Source organism: Streptomyces sp. Isolate_45 (assembly GCF_024721315.2).
In the GTDB taxonomy this organism is placed as follows: domain Bacteria; phylum Actinomycetota; class Actinomycetes; order Streptomycetales; family Streptomycetaceae; genus Streptomyces.
In genome coordinates, this window is sequence record NZ_JANFAK020000011.1 from 1 (window position 1) to 14,296 (window position 14,296).

The 14,296-nt window shown below is 74.1% G+C and carries 11 protein-coding genes and 1 pseudogene; 4 read left to right on the plus strand and 8 right to left on the minus strand.

Annotated elements, in window-relative coordinates; all coding sequences use genetic code 11:
* Positions 1-328: 328 nt before the first annotated feature.
* Entirely contained in the window at positions 329-1,465 is a 1,137-nt protein-coding gene (locus NOD94_RS06070) for a phospholipase D-like domain-containing protein (protein ID WP_281204745.1), read from the plus strand.
* Positions 1,466-1,516: 51 nt separating this feature from the next.
* Here NOD94_RS06070 and NOD94_RS06075 read toward each other — a convergent pair whose 3' ends face one another.
* Positions 1,517-2,389 (minus strand): LysR family transcriptional regulator, encoded by an 873-nt coding sequence (locus tag NOD94_RS06075; RefSeq protein ID WP_281204671.1) that lies wholly within the window; start codon positions 2,387-2,389, stop codon positions 1,517-1,519.
* Positions 2,390-2,459: 70 nt separating this feature from the next.
* Between NOD94_RS06075 and NOD94_RS06080 the strand changes: the two genes are divergently transcribed.
* Complete coding sequence (locus tag NOD94_RS06080; RefSeq protein ID WP_281204672.1) at positions 2,460-2,813, plus strand: nuclear transport factor 2 family protein; 354 nt, start codon at positions 2,460-2,462, stop codon at positions 2,811-2,813.
* Positions 2,814-2,941: 128 nt separating this feature from the next.
* Here NOD94_RS06080 and NOD94_RS06085 read toward each other — a convergent pair whose 3' ends face one another.
* Positions 2,942-3,811 carry an oxygenase MpaB family protein gene (locus NOD94_RS06085; RefSeq protein WP_281204673.1) on the minus strand — a complete coding sequence of 290 codons (870 nt, stop codon included), beginning with the start codon at positions 3,809-3,811 and terminating at the stop codon, positions 2,942-2,944.
* A gap of 504 nt (positions 3,812-4,315) precedes the next feature.
* Here NOD94_RS06085 and NOD94_RS06090 point away from each other — a divergent pair.
* Positions 4,316-4,630: a MerR family transcriptional regulator gene (locus tag NOD94_RS06090; RefSeq protein WP_281204674.1), complete on the plus strand. Its 315-nt coding sequence runs from the start codon at positions 4,316-4,318 to the stop codon at positions 4,628-4,630.
* Between the two features lie 64 nt (positions 4,631-4,694).
* Here the strand turns inward: NOD94_RS06090 and NOD94_RS06095 are convergent, their stop codons facing one another.
* Positions 4,695-5,351, minus strand: coding sequence for a hypothetical protein (locus tag NOD94_RS06095; protein WP_281204675.1), 657 nt, complete (start codon positions 5,349-5,351; stop codon positions 4,695-4,697).
* A gap of 242 nt (positions 5,352-5,593) precedes the next feature.
* Here NOD94_RS06095 and NOD94_RS06100 point away from each other — a divergent pair.
* A pseudogene (locus NOD94_RS06100) lies at positions 5,594-5,734 on the plus strand (peptidase S58 family protein); the annotation flags it as partial.
* 201 nt (positions 5,735-5,935) lie between these two features.
* On the opposite strand, the gene NOD94_RS06105 reads toward NOD94_RS06100, so the two are convergent.
* The 5 genes from NOD94_RS06105 to NOD94_RS06125 form a co-directional block, all read right to left on the minus strand.
* A complete protein-coding gene (locus NOD94_RS06105; RefSeq protein WP_281204676.1) occupies positions 5,936-7,012 on the minus strand; it encodes a class I SAM-dependent methyltransferase in 1,077 nt (358 codons plus the stop codon).
* Positions 7,009-8,232 carry a glycosyltransferase gene (locus NOD94_RS06110; protein WP_281204677.1) on the minus strand — a complete coding sequence of 408 codons (1,224 nt, stop codon included), beginning with the start codon at positions 8,230-8,232 and terminating at the stop codon, positions 7,009-7,011. The genes NOD94_RS06105 and NOD94_RS06110 overlap by 4 nt, the downstream gene beginning before the upstream one ends.
* Positions 8,229-9,068, minus strand: a complete 840-nt coding sequence (locus tag NOD94_RS06115) for an alpha/beta hydrolase (RefSeq protein WP_281204678.1) — start codon at positions 9,066-9,068, stop codon at positions 8,229-8,231. Before NOD94_RS06115 ends, NOD94_RS06110 begins: the two co-directional genes overlap by 4 nt.
* A gap of 3 nt (positions 9,069-9,071) precedes the next feature.
* Entirely contained in the window at positions 9,072-9,326 is a 255-nt protein-coding gene (locus NOD94_RS06120; RefSeq protein WP_281204746.1) for an acyl carrier protein, read from the minus strand.
* Between the two features lie 110 nt (positions 9,327-9,436).
* Positions 9,437-14,296, minus strand: a complete 4,860-nt coding sequence (locus NOD94_RS06125) for a type I polyketide synthase (RefSeq protein WP_281204679.1) — start codon at positions 14,294-14,296, stop codon at positions 9,437-9,439.

The window sequence follows — 14,296 nt, forward strand, 5'->3', positions numbered from 1 at the left end:
CCCCCCCCCCCCCCCCCCCCCCCCCCCCCCCCCCCCCCCCCCCCCCCCCCCCCCCCCCCCCCCCCCCCCCCACGGCGCGTCCGTCGACGGGCCGTCACGTTGCCGCACCGCGGGTGCCGTGACCCGTTCCCGGACCCGGTGTGGTGCGGGACGCGGTCCGCGCGGCGTGATGTGTGTACAGTCGGCTCGCCCCTGCGCCGGACAAACGTTCGGGGGCGTGAACCCCGGCGACCCATGAGGTGGAGCGATGACGAGTACGCGCAGCGGATCAGAGGGATCCGGGGTGTCGACCGCGCCCGAAGCGGCGTCGGACGAGGCGAAGCAGCGGATGAGACGCCGCCTCGAAAGACTGATCGGCATCGCCGCCACCGAAGGCAACTCCCTCGTCGTCCTGCGCAACGGGGACGAGATCTTCGCCGCGATGCTCGCCGCCATCGGCGCCGCCGAGCACACCATCGACATGATGACGTTCGTGTACTGGCGCGGGGAGATAGCCGAACGCTTCGCCGAGGCCCTCGCGGACCGAGCCCGTCAAGGTGTCCGGGTGCGCCTGCTGCTGGACGGATTCGGCAGCCGACTCATCGAACAGGACCTGCTGAACCTGATGGAGGAAGCCGGGGCCGAGGTGACCTGGTTCCGCAAGCCGCTCCACCTCTCTCCCCTCAAGCAGAACCACCGCTGCCACCGCAAGGTGCTGGTGGTCGACGAGGACACGGCCTTCACCGGCGGCGTCGGCATCGCCGAGGAATGGTGCGGCAACGCACGCAACGCGGACGAGTGGCGCGACACCCACGTCCAGGTGCGCGGCCCGGCCGTGGACGGCATCGCCGCCGCCTTCGCCCAGAACTGGGCCGAGTGCCACGACACGCTCTTCGACGACCGGGACCGCTTCACCGAGCACACGCCGCGGGGCGGGGCGGTCGTACAGGTGGTCCGCGGCTCGGCCAGCTTCGGCTGGCAGGACATGCAGACGCTGATGCGCGTGGCCATCGAGTCCGCCCAGCACCGCTTCCGACTCGCCACCGCCTACTTCGCCCCCGACGCCTACTTCATCGAGCTCCTGTGCGCCGCGGCCCGCCGGGGGGTCGAGGTGGAGATCCTGCTCCCGGGCCCCCACACGGACAAGCGCGTCTGCCAGCTGGCCGGTCAGCACTTCTACGCCGACCTCCTCGCCGCCGGCGTGAAGATCTTCCAGTACCAGCCGACGATGATGCACGCCAAGGTCATCACCGTCGACCGGATCGCCGCGCTGACCGGCTCCACCAACTTCAACCGCCGTTCGCTCGACCACGACGAAGAGGTCATGCTCGCCGTCCTGGACGAGGACTTCACGGCCACCCTCGACGGTCACTTCGACGAGGACCTACAGGTCAGCGAGCGAATCGACGAGGCTCGCTGGAGCCACCGCACCACCGCCCAGCGGCTGCGCGAACTGGCCGTCACCCCCATCCGCCGGTTCCTGTGACGCGCGGGAACCGTGAGGGTCGCGGACGGCGCGTGGACCGGGGGAGCGGCCTCAGGTCGTGAGGGCCGCGCGTAGCCCCGCCAGCGTGAGGAGGGCGGCCGGGGAGCGCAGGTCCGGTCGGATGGCCAGCCCGAGGCAGGCCCGAGTCTCCGCGTCCGTGATGGCGACCGGGCGCATGCCCTCGGCGGTTCCCGAGGACGGGCTGAGGACGGCGACCCCGGCCCCTCGGCGGGCGAGTCCGAGCAGCGTCTGCGGGGAACTGGCCTCGATGTCCACGCGCGGTTCGATTCCCACCCGCAGGCACGACCGCTCGTACGCCTCCCGGATGCCCGTACCGTGCGGCAGGCAGAGCACCTTCTCCTCCTGCACGTCGGCGAGCCGGACCGGGATCCGGGCGAGCGGGTGCCCCTCGGGCACCACCACGGCGATCGGCTCGTCGACGATGACGTCGACGTCCAGTTCGGGCTCGGCCCGCCCGGCGAACGCGACGAGGGCCAGGTCGAGCGAACGCGCGAGCACCCGGGAGCGCAGGGCGCGCGAATCGCCCTCGTGCAAGCTCAGGACGATGCCGGGGTGGGCGCTCCCGAGTTCGGCCACAGCATCCAGGAAGCCGGGGATCGAGCAGCCGGTGATCATGCCCAGGCGGACCCGTCCCCGAACGGCCTGTGCGAATTCGGCCGCCGTGTGCTCGATGCTGTCGAGCGTCGCCAGCGCCTCCCGCGCGAGCGGCAGCACCGCTTCGCCGGCGGCCGTGAGCCGCACCCTGCGTCCCGAGCGCTCCAGGAGCCGCTGCCCCAGCTCCCGTTCGAGTTTGCCGACTTGGGTGCTGATGCCCGACTGGCTGACGTGCAGCCGTGCCGCCGCGGCTGTGAACGTGCCCTCGTCCACCACCGCCGCGAGGTACCGGAGCTGATGGATTTCCATAACCGGTGATGATACTTGACATCCGAATCATCCATTGGACGGATGGAAGTGCCTCCGGGAGCATGGACGCATGACGACTCCGACGCAGATTTCCGAGACGTACTTCTCCGCCTGGCAGCAGGGTGACTTCGACACCCTGCGCGGGCTCCTGGCCGACGACGTCGATTTCGTCGGCACGCTCGGCCGCGCCTCCGGCGTCGAGGACTGCCTCGCAGGCCTGCGCGGTCTGGGCCGGATCCTGGAGCGGATCGAGGTGCACGCCCGGGTGGCGAACGACACCGACGTCATCACCTGGTTCGACCTGCACACCGTCGGGGCGCCGCCCACCCCGACGGCCAACTGGAGCCACGTGGAGAACGGGAGGATCACCAGGATCCGGGTCACCTTCGACCCGCGGGAGATCCTCGCGACGTCCGAACGGTGACCGACGCCGGGCCCGTTCCAACCGGACGGCCGGCTCACCGCGCGTGGTGAGCGGGCGCCGGACGTACCCGCGCCGCCGCTGAACGGGCCGGGGGTCCTACGGGCCGGGGGTCCTACGATCCGGGGGTCCTACGGTCGGGGCGGAGGGGTCATGGCCCAACGGATGGCCCTCGTCAGGGCGCGGCCGCCGGGGCGGACGCAGAGCCGCTCGGCGCGGGGTGCGTAGGGCAGGCCGAGGGGGAGGCGGGCCCACGGGGGCAGGAGGGAGACCGCGTTCACGGCGAGGAGGGCGTACGGCGGTTTGGCGGGCCAGGGCAGCGGGGGCTCGCGCAGGATGAAGCGCGCCGCCTCCCGGGCCTCCGGGGTGACCCGCAGCTCCGACCGGTACGCCGTCAGCCGCGCGGCAAGCTCCGCCCGATCGCACGGGGGGTCGGGGACTCCGAGCGCGCGGGCGACGCGCGCCGAGTCGGCGAGGTAGCCGTCGCAGCCCGCCGCGTCCAACGGGTGGGCGCCGAAGTACTGGTGGGCTCGGAGGAAGCTGTCCACCTCCGCCACGTGCACCCACCCGAGAAGGTGCGGGTCGCCGGCGTGGTACGGCTCGCCGGAGGAGGTCGTCCCACGGATGCCCTCGTGCACGGCCCGCACCCGGTTCACGGCCTCCTGGGCGTCGTCGGCGGTCCCGTAGGTGGTGACGGCGAGGAAGGTGCTGGTGCGCTGGAGCCGTCCCCAGGGATCGCCGCGGAAGCCCGAGTGGGCGGCTACGGCGGCCATCGCGAGCGGGTGCAGCGATTGGAGGAGCAGTGCGCTCAGGCCGCCGATGAACATCGAGGCGTCGCCGTGGACGGTGCGAATGGGTCGCTCGGGCCCGAACCAGCGGGGGCCGGGGGTGCCGTGGATGCGGGCGCGGTTGGCCGGGCCGGAGGGGCCGGCGACCTTGCCGAACAGCCCCGCGCCGATCCGCTCCCGCAGGTTGCGGGCCGGGGGCGCGGACGCGTTCATGTCCCCATATTGCATCCGCGCCCCTCGCCGGGGCCACGCCGGTGGTCCCCGACCTGACGACCCGCCGCCGAACGGATCGGGCCAGGCGGCGACTACCTCACCGCAACACTCGCGAAAATCTATCCTGGCCGCAGTAGACATTCGCTTTCAGTGCGGCTACTATTTCTCTCGTAGCCGAGATCAAGAGGCCCGGCGGGGACGAACCGCCGGGCAGTGGTACCCGTTCGACAGGTGATCGGTTCAGAGGGAAGGACGGAGGGATTGGGCGCCATCGGGATCGCCCGGGTGAGCAGTGCGGGACCCGGGTACCGCAGGACATCGATAGGCAGGTGATCTCCGGTCTCGCGTTCGCGATCCCCGCACGCCCGGCAGTGTTCAGCCCGGGCCGGCGGAAACAGAGGGTCGGCACAGCTTCAAGGCCGACCGATGGTGTAGCAGTTCCTTCGGGGCCTTGGTGCCGGTACGGCACCAAGGCCCCTCGACGCGCTCCAAGAAGAGGTGCCAATGACAGCAGACGATTCCTACGACCGTCTCGACGACGACGATTACCCCGCCTACACCATGGGCCGGGCCGCCGAGATGCTCGACACCACCCAGGGCTTCCTCCGCGCCATCGGCGAAGCCCGCCTCATCACCCCGCTCCGCTCCACGGGCGGTCATCGGCGCTACTCCCGCTACCAACTGCGCATCGCCGCCCGCGCCCGCGAGCTCGTCGACCAGGGCACGCCCATCGAGGCCGCCTGCCGCATCGTCATCCTCGAAGACCAACTCCAGGAAGCCCAGCGGCTGAACGTCGAATACCGCCGCGCCGCCCGCTGAGCGCGGCGGCGCCGGGACGACCGGCGGTCCCGACGGGCCCACTGTCCGGGCCGCGGTGGGGTGGTCATGGCGCAGGGCGTCGGCGCGCCGGCACCACGCTCGCGTGTTGTCGGTCCCGCTGGTCCTGCTGGTCCTGCCGGTCCCACTGGTTCCGCCGGCCCCGTCGAGAGCGCCAGGCCATGAGCCCGTGGACCGGCACGGCCACGAAAGCGGCTACCGCCACGAGGCGGATCACCTGCCAGGTGATCGTGACGTCCGAGCCCAGCGAGGGAGCCTCCGTTTCCAACCGAACCGAGGTTTCGTAGAAGGCGGTCAACGGGATGAGCAAACGGAATGGGATTCCGGCGATACCGGGCGTTCGCGCGATGTTTCCGAACAGTCCGACCGGGGCCCCGAGAATGAAGGCCGCGGCTCCCCACGCAAGTATTTGGGAAATCGGATTCTCTCCCGAACCGGAATCCCCGGGCACGCCGGCGACGGCAGCCGGGAACACGAATTTGAAAACGTAGTACACGACCACGGCCATCGCCAGCGACGATGAGGCCAGCACGGTCGCCTCGATTCTGGAGCGGCGCGAAAATCCCACCAGGAAGGCGAAGCAGGCCCATGCCCACCCGCTGGAGAAGACGAGGGTGGCGGCCTGGCACACCGGATTGTCGAATTTCGCCGTGAGCGGACCGAGCACCCCCAGGGCCGTTCCGGCGGCGAAAACAATCGTCATGGACCTGGCGCGGGCGCGTGAAAAATGCACGATCGATTCATTCCGATCCTGTGGTGGATGAACGAAGGACATATGTTACTCGCGGCAAGCGGTCCGGGCCGGAGCGGTCCGGTCGGTACGGCCGGCCCGCACCGGTCTTTTGCGTGGTCGAGAGGGACGGATATGTGGAATGGTCCATTCAGTCCGCGAATCGGTCGGTGAGGGGGTCGCCCGGGAGCGCGGCCCGGTGGTATGCGAGGGGTATGGAGGCCGTGGGAATCGATTCAGGGGCCGATGCGATCACGAGCGTGCGCGGCATACGGGTGGGCCATGCGCAACCGGCCGGTGGCGGCGCGCTGTCGGAAACCACCGTGGTGTTGGCGCCGCGCGGCGGTGCTGTGGCCGTCCCGGCCCGACGCGGCGCTCGGGCGTGCGGCCGTGGAAGCGGCGGCCGGCACGGCAGTGGGCGCTCCGGTGACGGAGGGGTCGGTCGGCGCCGGTCGTCGTCAACACGCCGGCGAGCGACTGACGGCGCGGCGGAACCCCGACGCGGGCGTTGCCCGGCCCGCCCGATGCGTGCCCCGGGGCCACCCGCCCCGTCGGTGCTACTCCTCGCGCCTGGCGATCAGTCGGTACGCGTTCGTCAGCCCCAGCCGGCCCGCCAACGGCCCCGCGGCCAGCCGGTCGAGGGTGGTGGCGGCCAGCAGCAGCGGCACTCCGGCGAGGAGCACCGCGGTACGCAGCGACCGGCGCCAGACCCCGGGCGGCGAGGACAGCCACGGCAGGTCCTCGCGCGGGGCGACCGCGTCCAGCGCCACCCACGCGGCTGCCACCAGGTCGACCGGGTCGTGCGGCTCGACGTGTTCCTCGGCCAGGACCGTGAAGCCGGTCTCCGTCAGCCGCCTGCGCAGGTTGGCCACCGGCGCGAGGTGCAGGTGCTGCGGCTGGAGCCAGGGCAGCCACCAGCGGCCCAGCAGCCGGGCGAACCGGCTCTCGGGATCCGGTACGTCGATCACCAGCAGCCCGCCCGGACGCAACACCGTGCGGGCGGCCTCCAGTTCGCGCTGGGGGGTGTCGCAGTGCTCCAGGTAGTGGAACATGCTCACCACGTCGTACGAGCCGGGCAGCCGGGCCGCCAACTCGGGGAACGACCCGCGGCGTCCCAGGCGCACCCGCCCGGCCCGCTCCGCGAGTTCCGCGCCGTCGGAGCGGTCGAGACCGTCGAAGGTCACCGCGGGCAGCTCGCCGCGGGCGCTCTCGCAGAAGTGGCCGTGGCCGGTGCCGACGTCCAACCACTCGGCGGGTCCCGCGAGGTGAGGTCGGACGGACCGGGCCCGGGACCGGTAGGAAGCGGCGCGCCCGCCGAACACCCCGCCGAGCCGCTCCTCGCCGAGGCCGTCGTAGAAGTCGCGGTAGTAGAAGGCGAGCCCCCGGTCGTTCAGCCGCGGGTTCTGGAAGAGGTGCCCGCAGTCGTGGCAGCGGTCGAGGGCGAAGTCGCCCGGCTTGTGCTGGAACAGGTCGGTGGTGCGCAGGTGTCCGCCGAGCCGGGCCGAGCCGCACCAGGGGCACCGGTGGGCGCGCGGCGCGAAGAACACCTCGGTGCCTTCGGCCAGTTCCTTGCGGTAGGCGGCGCGCAGCGCGGCCACCCGGAGGGTACGGGCCTTGCGGGATGCGGAGCTCATGTCTCGTCCTTCCGGCCATCGGCAAGTCGTTCCAGGTGACGGGCGGCGGCCGGGGCGCCGCCGGCGTCTCGGAAGGCGCGCGCGACCCTTCGGGCCGCCGCGCGGGGGCCCGGGTCCCGCAGGACGGTGTCGACGGCCGCTCCGATGGTGTCGGCCCCGGCCCGCGCGAAGCGGATCCGTACGCCCGCCCCGGCATCGGCCACCTGCCCGGCGATCACCGGCTGGTCGTCGCGGATGGGCGCGACCACCAGGGGGACGCCGTGCCACAGGGCCTCGCACACGGTGTTGTGACCCGCGTGGCAGACGACGGCGCCGGCGCGGGCGAGCAACTCCAACTGGGGGACCACGGGCACGGCGATGACGTCCCGGTCCGCGGGACCGGATCCCGAACCCGCCCCCGCCCCCGCCCCGAGCGTGCCCTCCGGGTCGACGACGACGGCCTGCACCCGGTCGGCCCGGGCCCGCAACGCCAGGGCCGCGCGATCCAGGAAGCGGGCCCCCGCGTCGGTGTTGGCGGTTCCCAGGGTGACCAGGACCAACGAGCGCCCCGGGTCGAGCCGCTCCCAGGGGAAGGGGGCGGAGGGGCGGGCCGTCAGGGACGGGCCGACCCAGCGCACCCGGTCGCCGCCCCGCACGGTCGGACCCGCCAGCTCCGGCGTGCTGAAGGCGAGGACGAGGTGCGGGGAGAAGCGCGGGTCGCCGCTCCCCGCCGGATCGCCGATCCGGGCGCGCAGACCGCGCAGCAGGGCGTCGTTCCAGGCGGCGACCCGGGGCATGGCCGCCAGGGCGTCCGTGAACTCGGCGGAGGTCGTCGCCGAGGTGGCCCACGGCAGCCGCAGGTCCTCGGCGACGAGGGCGCCCGCCAAAGCCTGTTGGTCGGCGACGACCACGTCCGGTCGGAAGGCGTCGACCGCCTGCCGCACGCCGGGTGCCATCGCCTCGGCGAGCGGTACGAGGAAACGCTCCCACAGGAACCGCAACGCCTCGGGCCCACGGATCTCCGCGGGCCGGGCGACGGCCGGCTCCCCTTCCGGGCCCCGATCCGCACCGGGCGGCGGGCAGGGATGGACGATCGCGTCCGGTCCCGCGAGACGGCGTACGAGAGCGGGCTCGCCCGCCCACGCCACCCGGTGGCCCCGGGAGACGAGCGCGGCGGCGACCCCCACGGCCGGGTTGATGTGACCGACCAGCGGGGGCACCACGAACAGGAAGCGGCTCACCGGGCGCGCCCCCGGGGGCCCACGGTCGGCCGGGAATGCCTGCCGACCCAGTCCAGGACGAGATCGCGCACCCGGCCGGGCGCCTCGACCAGGACCGAATGCCGGTGGCCGGGCAGCAACTCGGTCGCGCAGTGCGGGAGCAGCGACCGCATGCGTGGTGCCTGGGCGGCCAGGTCGGAGTCCCCGCCGTAGACGGCGAGGACCGGGCAGTGGATCGCGCGGATGTCTTCGTCGCCCAGTACCGCGCTCGCCGGGATGTCCCGGGCGAGGGTGGTGTCGCGCACGAGCCGTCCGGCGGACTTCGCCAGCCGGGCGGTGTGGCCGCCGTGGTGGGTGGCGATCCAGTCGAGGGCCGCGTCCTCGTTCACGTGCATCTCGTGGCGGACCCGCTCCAGCAGCCCGGCGAGCTTGACCGCCCAGGCCGCGGTGGCCGGCTCCGACTCGATGACCACCATGCCGGCGACCCGCTCCGGCCGGCGCAGTGCCAGGCCGAACGCGACCGTACCGCCGTACGAGTTGCCCACCAGGTGCACCGGCGTCCGTACGTCGAGCCGGTCCAGCAGGGCGTCCAGGTCGTCGACGAACGCCCCGAGCGTGTATCCCCGTTGCGGGCGACCGCTGCGGCCGTGGCCCCGGTGGTCGTACATGATCACGTCCAGACCCGCCGCCGCGAAGGCCGGGGCCACGGTGAAGTAGTAGCTGGCCAGGCTGTCGGTGAGCAGGCCGTGGAGCAGTACGACGGTGGCGGCCGCCTCCGCGGCCTCGCCCGTGGCGCCGGGCCGGGCGGGTAGGCGCTGGACGTGCAGCCGGACGTCACCGGTGTCGACGATGGCCATGGCTCAGTCCCGTCCCGCGGCCTTCAGGCACAGGCAGACGTACTCGACGAGCCGGCCCACGCTGAGTTCGATGATCTCCTCCAGCTCCATGGAGGCCACGAACTCGGCGAAGTTGACCAGCCGGCCGTAGCGGTCCTCCAGGAGGCCCGCGAGCGTGACCAGGTCGATGCTCTCCAGTTCGAGGTCGCGGCCGAACCTGGTCTCCATCCCGATCTCGGTGTCGTCGAGACCGTATTCCCCGAGGACCTGTTCGATCATGGCCGTCAGATCGGCGAGGACCGACGTCCCGTCGGCGCGCACGGGGTCGGCGTGCACGGAGTCCGTGCGCACGGAGTCGGCGGGCGCGGCGCCGCCGGGCCGGGTGGTGGTCACGTCTGGTTCCCTTCGTTGCGGATGGTGCCCGCTTCGGGCCGGTCCGGGTCCGGGCCGGTGGTCCAGGCCACGACGTACGCGCGCGGCGGCAGTCCGGGTGGGTTCGCGACCCGCTCGCAACTCACCCGGTACGTGCGGGTGGCCGCGGTCGGTCCGGCGGGTGTGTCCGGCGGGCGCACGGTCACGGTCAGCCGGTCCGCCCGCGCGGCCGTCACCTCGAAGTCGCGGGGCCGGCCGCCCAGGCCGGTGCCCTCCGCCTTGGCGACGGCCTCCTTCGCGGCCCAGAAGCGGGTGAACCACACCGCCGGTGATTCCCCGTCGGTGTCCGGCAGGGCGGCGAGCAGGACCCGTTCGGCCGGCGAGAGCGCGGTGGCGACGGTCGCCCCGGCGGGCTCGGAGATCTCCTCGATGTCGATGCCGGGACCGCCCCGGCCGCCACGATCGCCCGAGCCGTTCGCGTCACTCCGGACGCCGGTGCCGGTGCCGCCGTCCGCTCGCGCCGGGCGGTGCCGGGCGATGGCGACACCGGCCTCGGCGCGGTGCGCGATCGACACCTCCAGCGGCGGCAGCTCCCGGCCGTGGCGCCCGGTGACGTACGGCCGGCCCGACTCCTCGTTGCGGACGAGGAGCTCGGCCGGGTAGACGGGCCCCTCACCGCCCTCCCAGAGCAGGTGCCGCACCGCGTCCTTGGCCGCGATCCGGCCCAGCAGCCACTGCCGACGGCCCCGTGGCGGCCGTTCGGCGTACGCCGAACGCTCCGGGCCGCCCAGCGCGTTGCGCATGATCAGCTCCCGCGAGGCGAGGTCGGGCCAGCGCTCGTACACCAGCGACCAGCCGCCGGGGCGGGCTGCGGAGAGCGTGTTGAGGTCCGGGAACCGCTCGACGGGCCGGGTGGTGGGGTCGTTGTCGAAGCGGCGGTCCTGCCAGCCGGAGAGCCGCGCCCACACCCGGCCGGAGACGGTGAGGACCGCGTCCGCCTCCAACACCGCGTCCGTGAGGGACACGATCCGGATCACGCACTCCACGGGGGTGCCGGGGTCCGGATGCGGGCCGAAGAAGCGCATGTGCCGCATCCGGACCGGGAAGACCACGGTGCGGTCGGTGTGCGTCGCCATGATCCAGTACCCGAGTACCTGTCCCACGTTGTCCAGCAGGGCACCGGGCGCCGGCGGGGTGGTCAACGTGGCGCGCACGTGCCGGTCGCCGATCGCGGACAGCCGGGTCATGCCCCGGTACGCCGGGCCGTGGAACATCCACCGCTCGCGATAGACCTGCTCGGCGGTGTGCGCGGGCACCCGCTCGGAGCCGGGGTCGGGAGGCTCCGGGACGGGGGGCGCCTGGGGGTACCGGTCGGCCAGCTCCACCACGGCGCGGGCGTCCGGGCCGAACGACACCGCGACCCGGTCCGACCCCTGCCGCGTCACGGTGACGGGCACGTCCACGGGTTCGGCGGCCGTGAGCCACCGGTCGAAGCACGCCTCGTGCACCGCGACGGCCACGCGGCCCGGTGCGGAGCGCTCGGCCGCCGCCATCAGGTGCGCCACGATGGTGGTCGCGGGCACCACGGGCCACCGGTCGGCGACGTCGGGCCAGCCGGCGCGCTGCGGGAAGAAGCAGTGGTCGAGCAGGTACGGCATCCGATCCACGCCGACCCGTACGCTCTCGTGCCGAACGGCGGCGGAACCGTCGGGGCCCGGTGGGTCCGGCGGCCCGGCTGCCCCCGCGTGCCGCGGTGAGGGCCGGGTGGAACGGGCGGCTTCCGGTATCGGCGGGGCCGGACGGTGCCGCGTGCCGGCCGGGCGCGCCGTGCCCGCCGCGGCGATCAGCGTCGCGGCCGTCCGCGCGGTCTCGCGGAGCAGGGCCGTCAGTTCGGCCGCCACCGGTGAGGCGGGCGCTGCCGACGCGAGGGCGGCGGCCGGATCGCGGGACAGCGCGGCCACGAGCGCGGGATCCGGCGGCAGGTCCACCAGCGCGCCGCCCAGGTCGAGGCGCACGCCCCGCCGGACCGCTGCCGCGACGGGAGGGGAAGCGGGCGTGGTGGATTCGGTCGGGGCGGCCGCGTACGGGGCCGCCCCGGGGGCGGGCGACGGGCCCGGTTCGGGCGACGGGCCCGGCGCGCGGGCGGGCCCGGCATCGTCCAGTACCCGGGGGTCGGTCCGCGCCCCGGCGGTCCACAGGGCGGTCGCCACCCGACGGAGCTGCGCCAGGCCGCTGCGGTGCGGGGAGTTGGCGGCGACGACCAGGTGGTCGCGTCCGGCCAGGGTGTCACCGACGAGCGAGCCGAGCTGCCCCGGACCCGCCTGGACGAAGGCCCGGAAGCCGGCCCCGTACAGCGCCTCGGTCAGGGCGCGGAAGCGGACCGGTTCGAGGAGGTGGCGGACGAACAGGGCACGGACGGCGGCCTCCTCGGAGGGGAAGGGAGCTGCCGTGGTCCCCGACCAGACGGGGACGTGCGGGGCCCGCAGCCGCATCCGTTCGGCGGCCTCCTTGAAGGGCCCCAGGCAGGGTTCGAACATCGGGGTGTGGAAGCCGGACCGGAACGGCAGGACGCGCACGAGTACGCCCTCGGCGCGCAACCCGGTCGCGAACGCTTCCACGGCCTCCGGCGGCCCGCACACCATCGACTGGTTCGGGGCGTTGTCGTGGGAGAGGACGACGGACGGGTGCCCGCCACCGACCAGGACCCGGGCCACCCGGTCCGCGTGGGCGCCCACGGCGGCGTACGCGAGGTCGGCGGCCCGTACCGCCTCCGGGTCGAGGGCCGCCATGAAGGCGTCCACGGCCGCCTCCTCGTACACCCCGCCGACGGCCATCGCGGTCCATTCGCCGACGCTGTGACCGGCGACCGCGTCGGGGACGACGCCGATGCGGCGCAGGGCCGTGTCGAGCAGCCTCCCGACGGCGACGACAGCGAGCCCGTGCCGGCCGAGCCCGTTGCGAACCGGTCCGTGAGGGGCGGTCCCGGGCTCCGCCGCCCGGCCGTCGTCGTACGGCGCGCAGAGAGCCGGCCGGGGCAGCCCGAAGCGGTCGGCGATGTCGTCGACCCGGGGTGCGAACTCCCCTTCCAGGCCGGGGAAGAGGAACGCCGTCCGGCCCCCCGCCGCGCCGCCGAGGAGCGGACGCGGGCTGAAGAACACGTCGTTGCGTCCCTGCCACGCCTCGCCCTTGGCGACCACGCGACGGGCCAGCGCGAGCCGCTTGGGCGTGGGACCGACGATGCCCAGCCGTACGGGCCCGCCGGAGCCCGCGGTCGTCTCCGGATCGGGGGCGTCGAGCAGGACGCCCAGCGCCCCGACCGTCGCCGCGCCCAGGAGCAGCACGCGTTCGCCCTCCCTGACCACCGCCCGGCGGGCGGTCGGGGCGGCGGCGGGCGCCGCCGCGGGGGAGCGGCGGGCGGAGGCGGTGGGGGCCTGTTCGAGGACGACGTGCGCGTTGATCCCCCCGAAGCCGAACGCGTTCACGGCGGCGCGGCGCGGCCGCCCCGACGCGCTCTCCCAGGGAGCCGCCTCGGCCAGCGGGCGGAAGCGGGTGCCGGCCAGCGCCGGGTGCGGGTCCTCACAGTGCAGGGTGGGCAACAGCGTGCCGTGGTGGACGGCGAGGGCGGCCTTGACCAGGCCCGCGACCCCGGCCGCCGGCATGGCGTGCCCGATCATCGACTTCACCGACCCGATCACCGGCCGGTCCGGCGGGTCCGCGGGCTCGGCCCGCGACGACAGAGCCGGCCCGAACACGTCCCGGAGCGTGGCCAGTTCGGCGGCGTCACCGGCCGGAGTGGCCGTACCGTGCGCCTCCAGCAGCCCGAGGGAGCCCGGCTCGGCGGGATCGAGTCCCGCGGCCCGCCACGCCGCGCGCACCGCCCGGCTCTGCCCGGCCGGGTCGGGGTTGACCAACCCGGAGGCGCGACCGTCGCTGCTGACACCGGTGCCCCGGATCACGGCGTACACGCGGTCACCGTCGCGCTCGGCGTCGGCGAGGCGCTTGAGGACCACCACGCCGGTCCCCTCACCGATGAGGATGCCGTCGGCACCCCGATGGAAGGGCCGGATGCGCTCGCTGGGGGAGAGCGCGCGCAACTGCGAGAAGACGCTCCACAACGTGATGTCGTGGCAGTGGTGCACGCCCCCGGCCAGCATCACGTCGCACCGCCCGGAGGCGAGCGCGGACACCGCCTGGTCCACGGCGAGCAGCGACGAGGCGCACGCGGCGTCGACGGTGTAGGCCGGGCCCCGCAGGTCCAGCCGGTTCGCGACCCGGGACGCGGCCAGGTTGGGCACCAGGCCGATGGCGTCCTCCGGCCGGTCGGGACCGAGCCGGTCGGTGAACGCGGCCCGCACCCGCTCCAGTTGCTCCGCGTCCAGACCGGGCACGAGATCGCCGAGCGTCCGTACGAGCTGGCGCGCCGTCCGGACCCGCTGGTCGAGCCGGACCAGCCCCGGCGTGAGGTAGCCTCCGCGCCCGAGCACGATCCCGACCTTGTCGCGGTCGGGCAGCCGCTCGACGCCGCCGGCGTCCGCGAGGGCGCTCGCCGCGACGTGCAGGGCGATCAGCTGGTCCGGCTCGGTGCCGGGCACCGAGTGCGGCATGATCCCGAACCGGGTGACGTCGACCTCCGCGACGGCGTCGACGAAGCCGCCCCGACGGCAGTACACCCGGTCGGCCGCGGCCGGTTCCGAGGCACTGCCCGGGTGGTAGTAGTCGCGGTCCCAGCGACCCGCGGGCACCTCGCCGATCACGTCGACGCCGGCGGTGAGGTTGTGCCAGTACGTCGCCAGGTCGGGTGCGCCGGGCAGCATCACCGCCATGCCGGTGATGGCGACGGGGGCGTGGGCGGCGCCCCCGTGGACGGGGAGGGTCAT

What these genes read in the sequence shown, in the direction of transcription:
- NOD94_RS06070 (WP_281204745.1), top strand. Translation starts at nt 329, where the DNA reads ATGAGACGCCGCCTCGAAAGACTGATCGGCATCGCCGCCACCGAAGGC.
- NOD94_RS06075 (WP_281204671.1), bottom strand. Translation starts at nt 2,389, where the DNA reads ATGGAAATCCATCAGCTCCGGTACCTCGCGGCGGTGGTGGACGAGGGC.
- NOD94_RS06080 (WP_281204672.1), top strand. Translation starts at nt 2,460, where the DNA reads ATGACGACTCCGACGCAGATTTCCGAGACGTACTTCTCCGCCTGGCAG.
- NOD94_RS06085 (WP_281204673.1), bottom strand. Translation starts at nt 3,811, where the DNA reads ATGAACGCGTCCGCGCCCCCGGCCCGCAACCTGCGGGAGCGGATCGGC.
- NOD94_RS06090 (WP_281204674.1), top strand. Translation starts at nt 4,316, where the DNA reads ATGACAGCAGACGATTCCTACGACCGTCTCGACGACGACGATTACCCC.
- NOD94_RS06095 (WP_281204675.1), bottom strand. Translation starts at nt 5,351, where the DNA reads ATGACGATTGTTTTCGCCGCCGGAACGGCCCTGGGGGTGCTCGGTCCG.
- NOD94_RS06105 (WP_281204676.1), bottom strand. Translation starts at nt 7,012, where the DNA reads ATGAGCTCCGCATCCCGCAAGGCCCGTACCCTCCGGGTGGCCGCGCTG.
- NOD94_RS06115 (WP_281204678.1), bottom strand. Translation starts at nt 9,068, where the DNA reads ATGGCCATCGTCGACACCGGTGACGTCCGGCTGCACGTCCAGCGCCTA.
- NOD94_RS06120 (WP_281204746.1), bottom strand. Translation starts at nt 9,326, where the DNA reads ATGATCGAACAGGTCCTCGGGGAATACGGTCTCGACGACACCGAGATC.
- NOD94_RS06125 (WP_281204679.1), bottom strand. Translation starts at nt 14,296, where the DNA reads ATGACCCTCCCCGTCCACGGGGGCGCCGCCCACGCCCCCGTCGCCATC.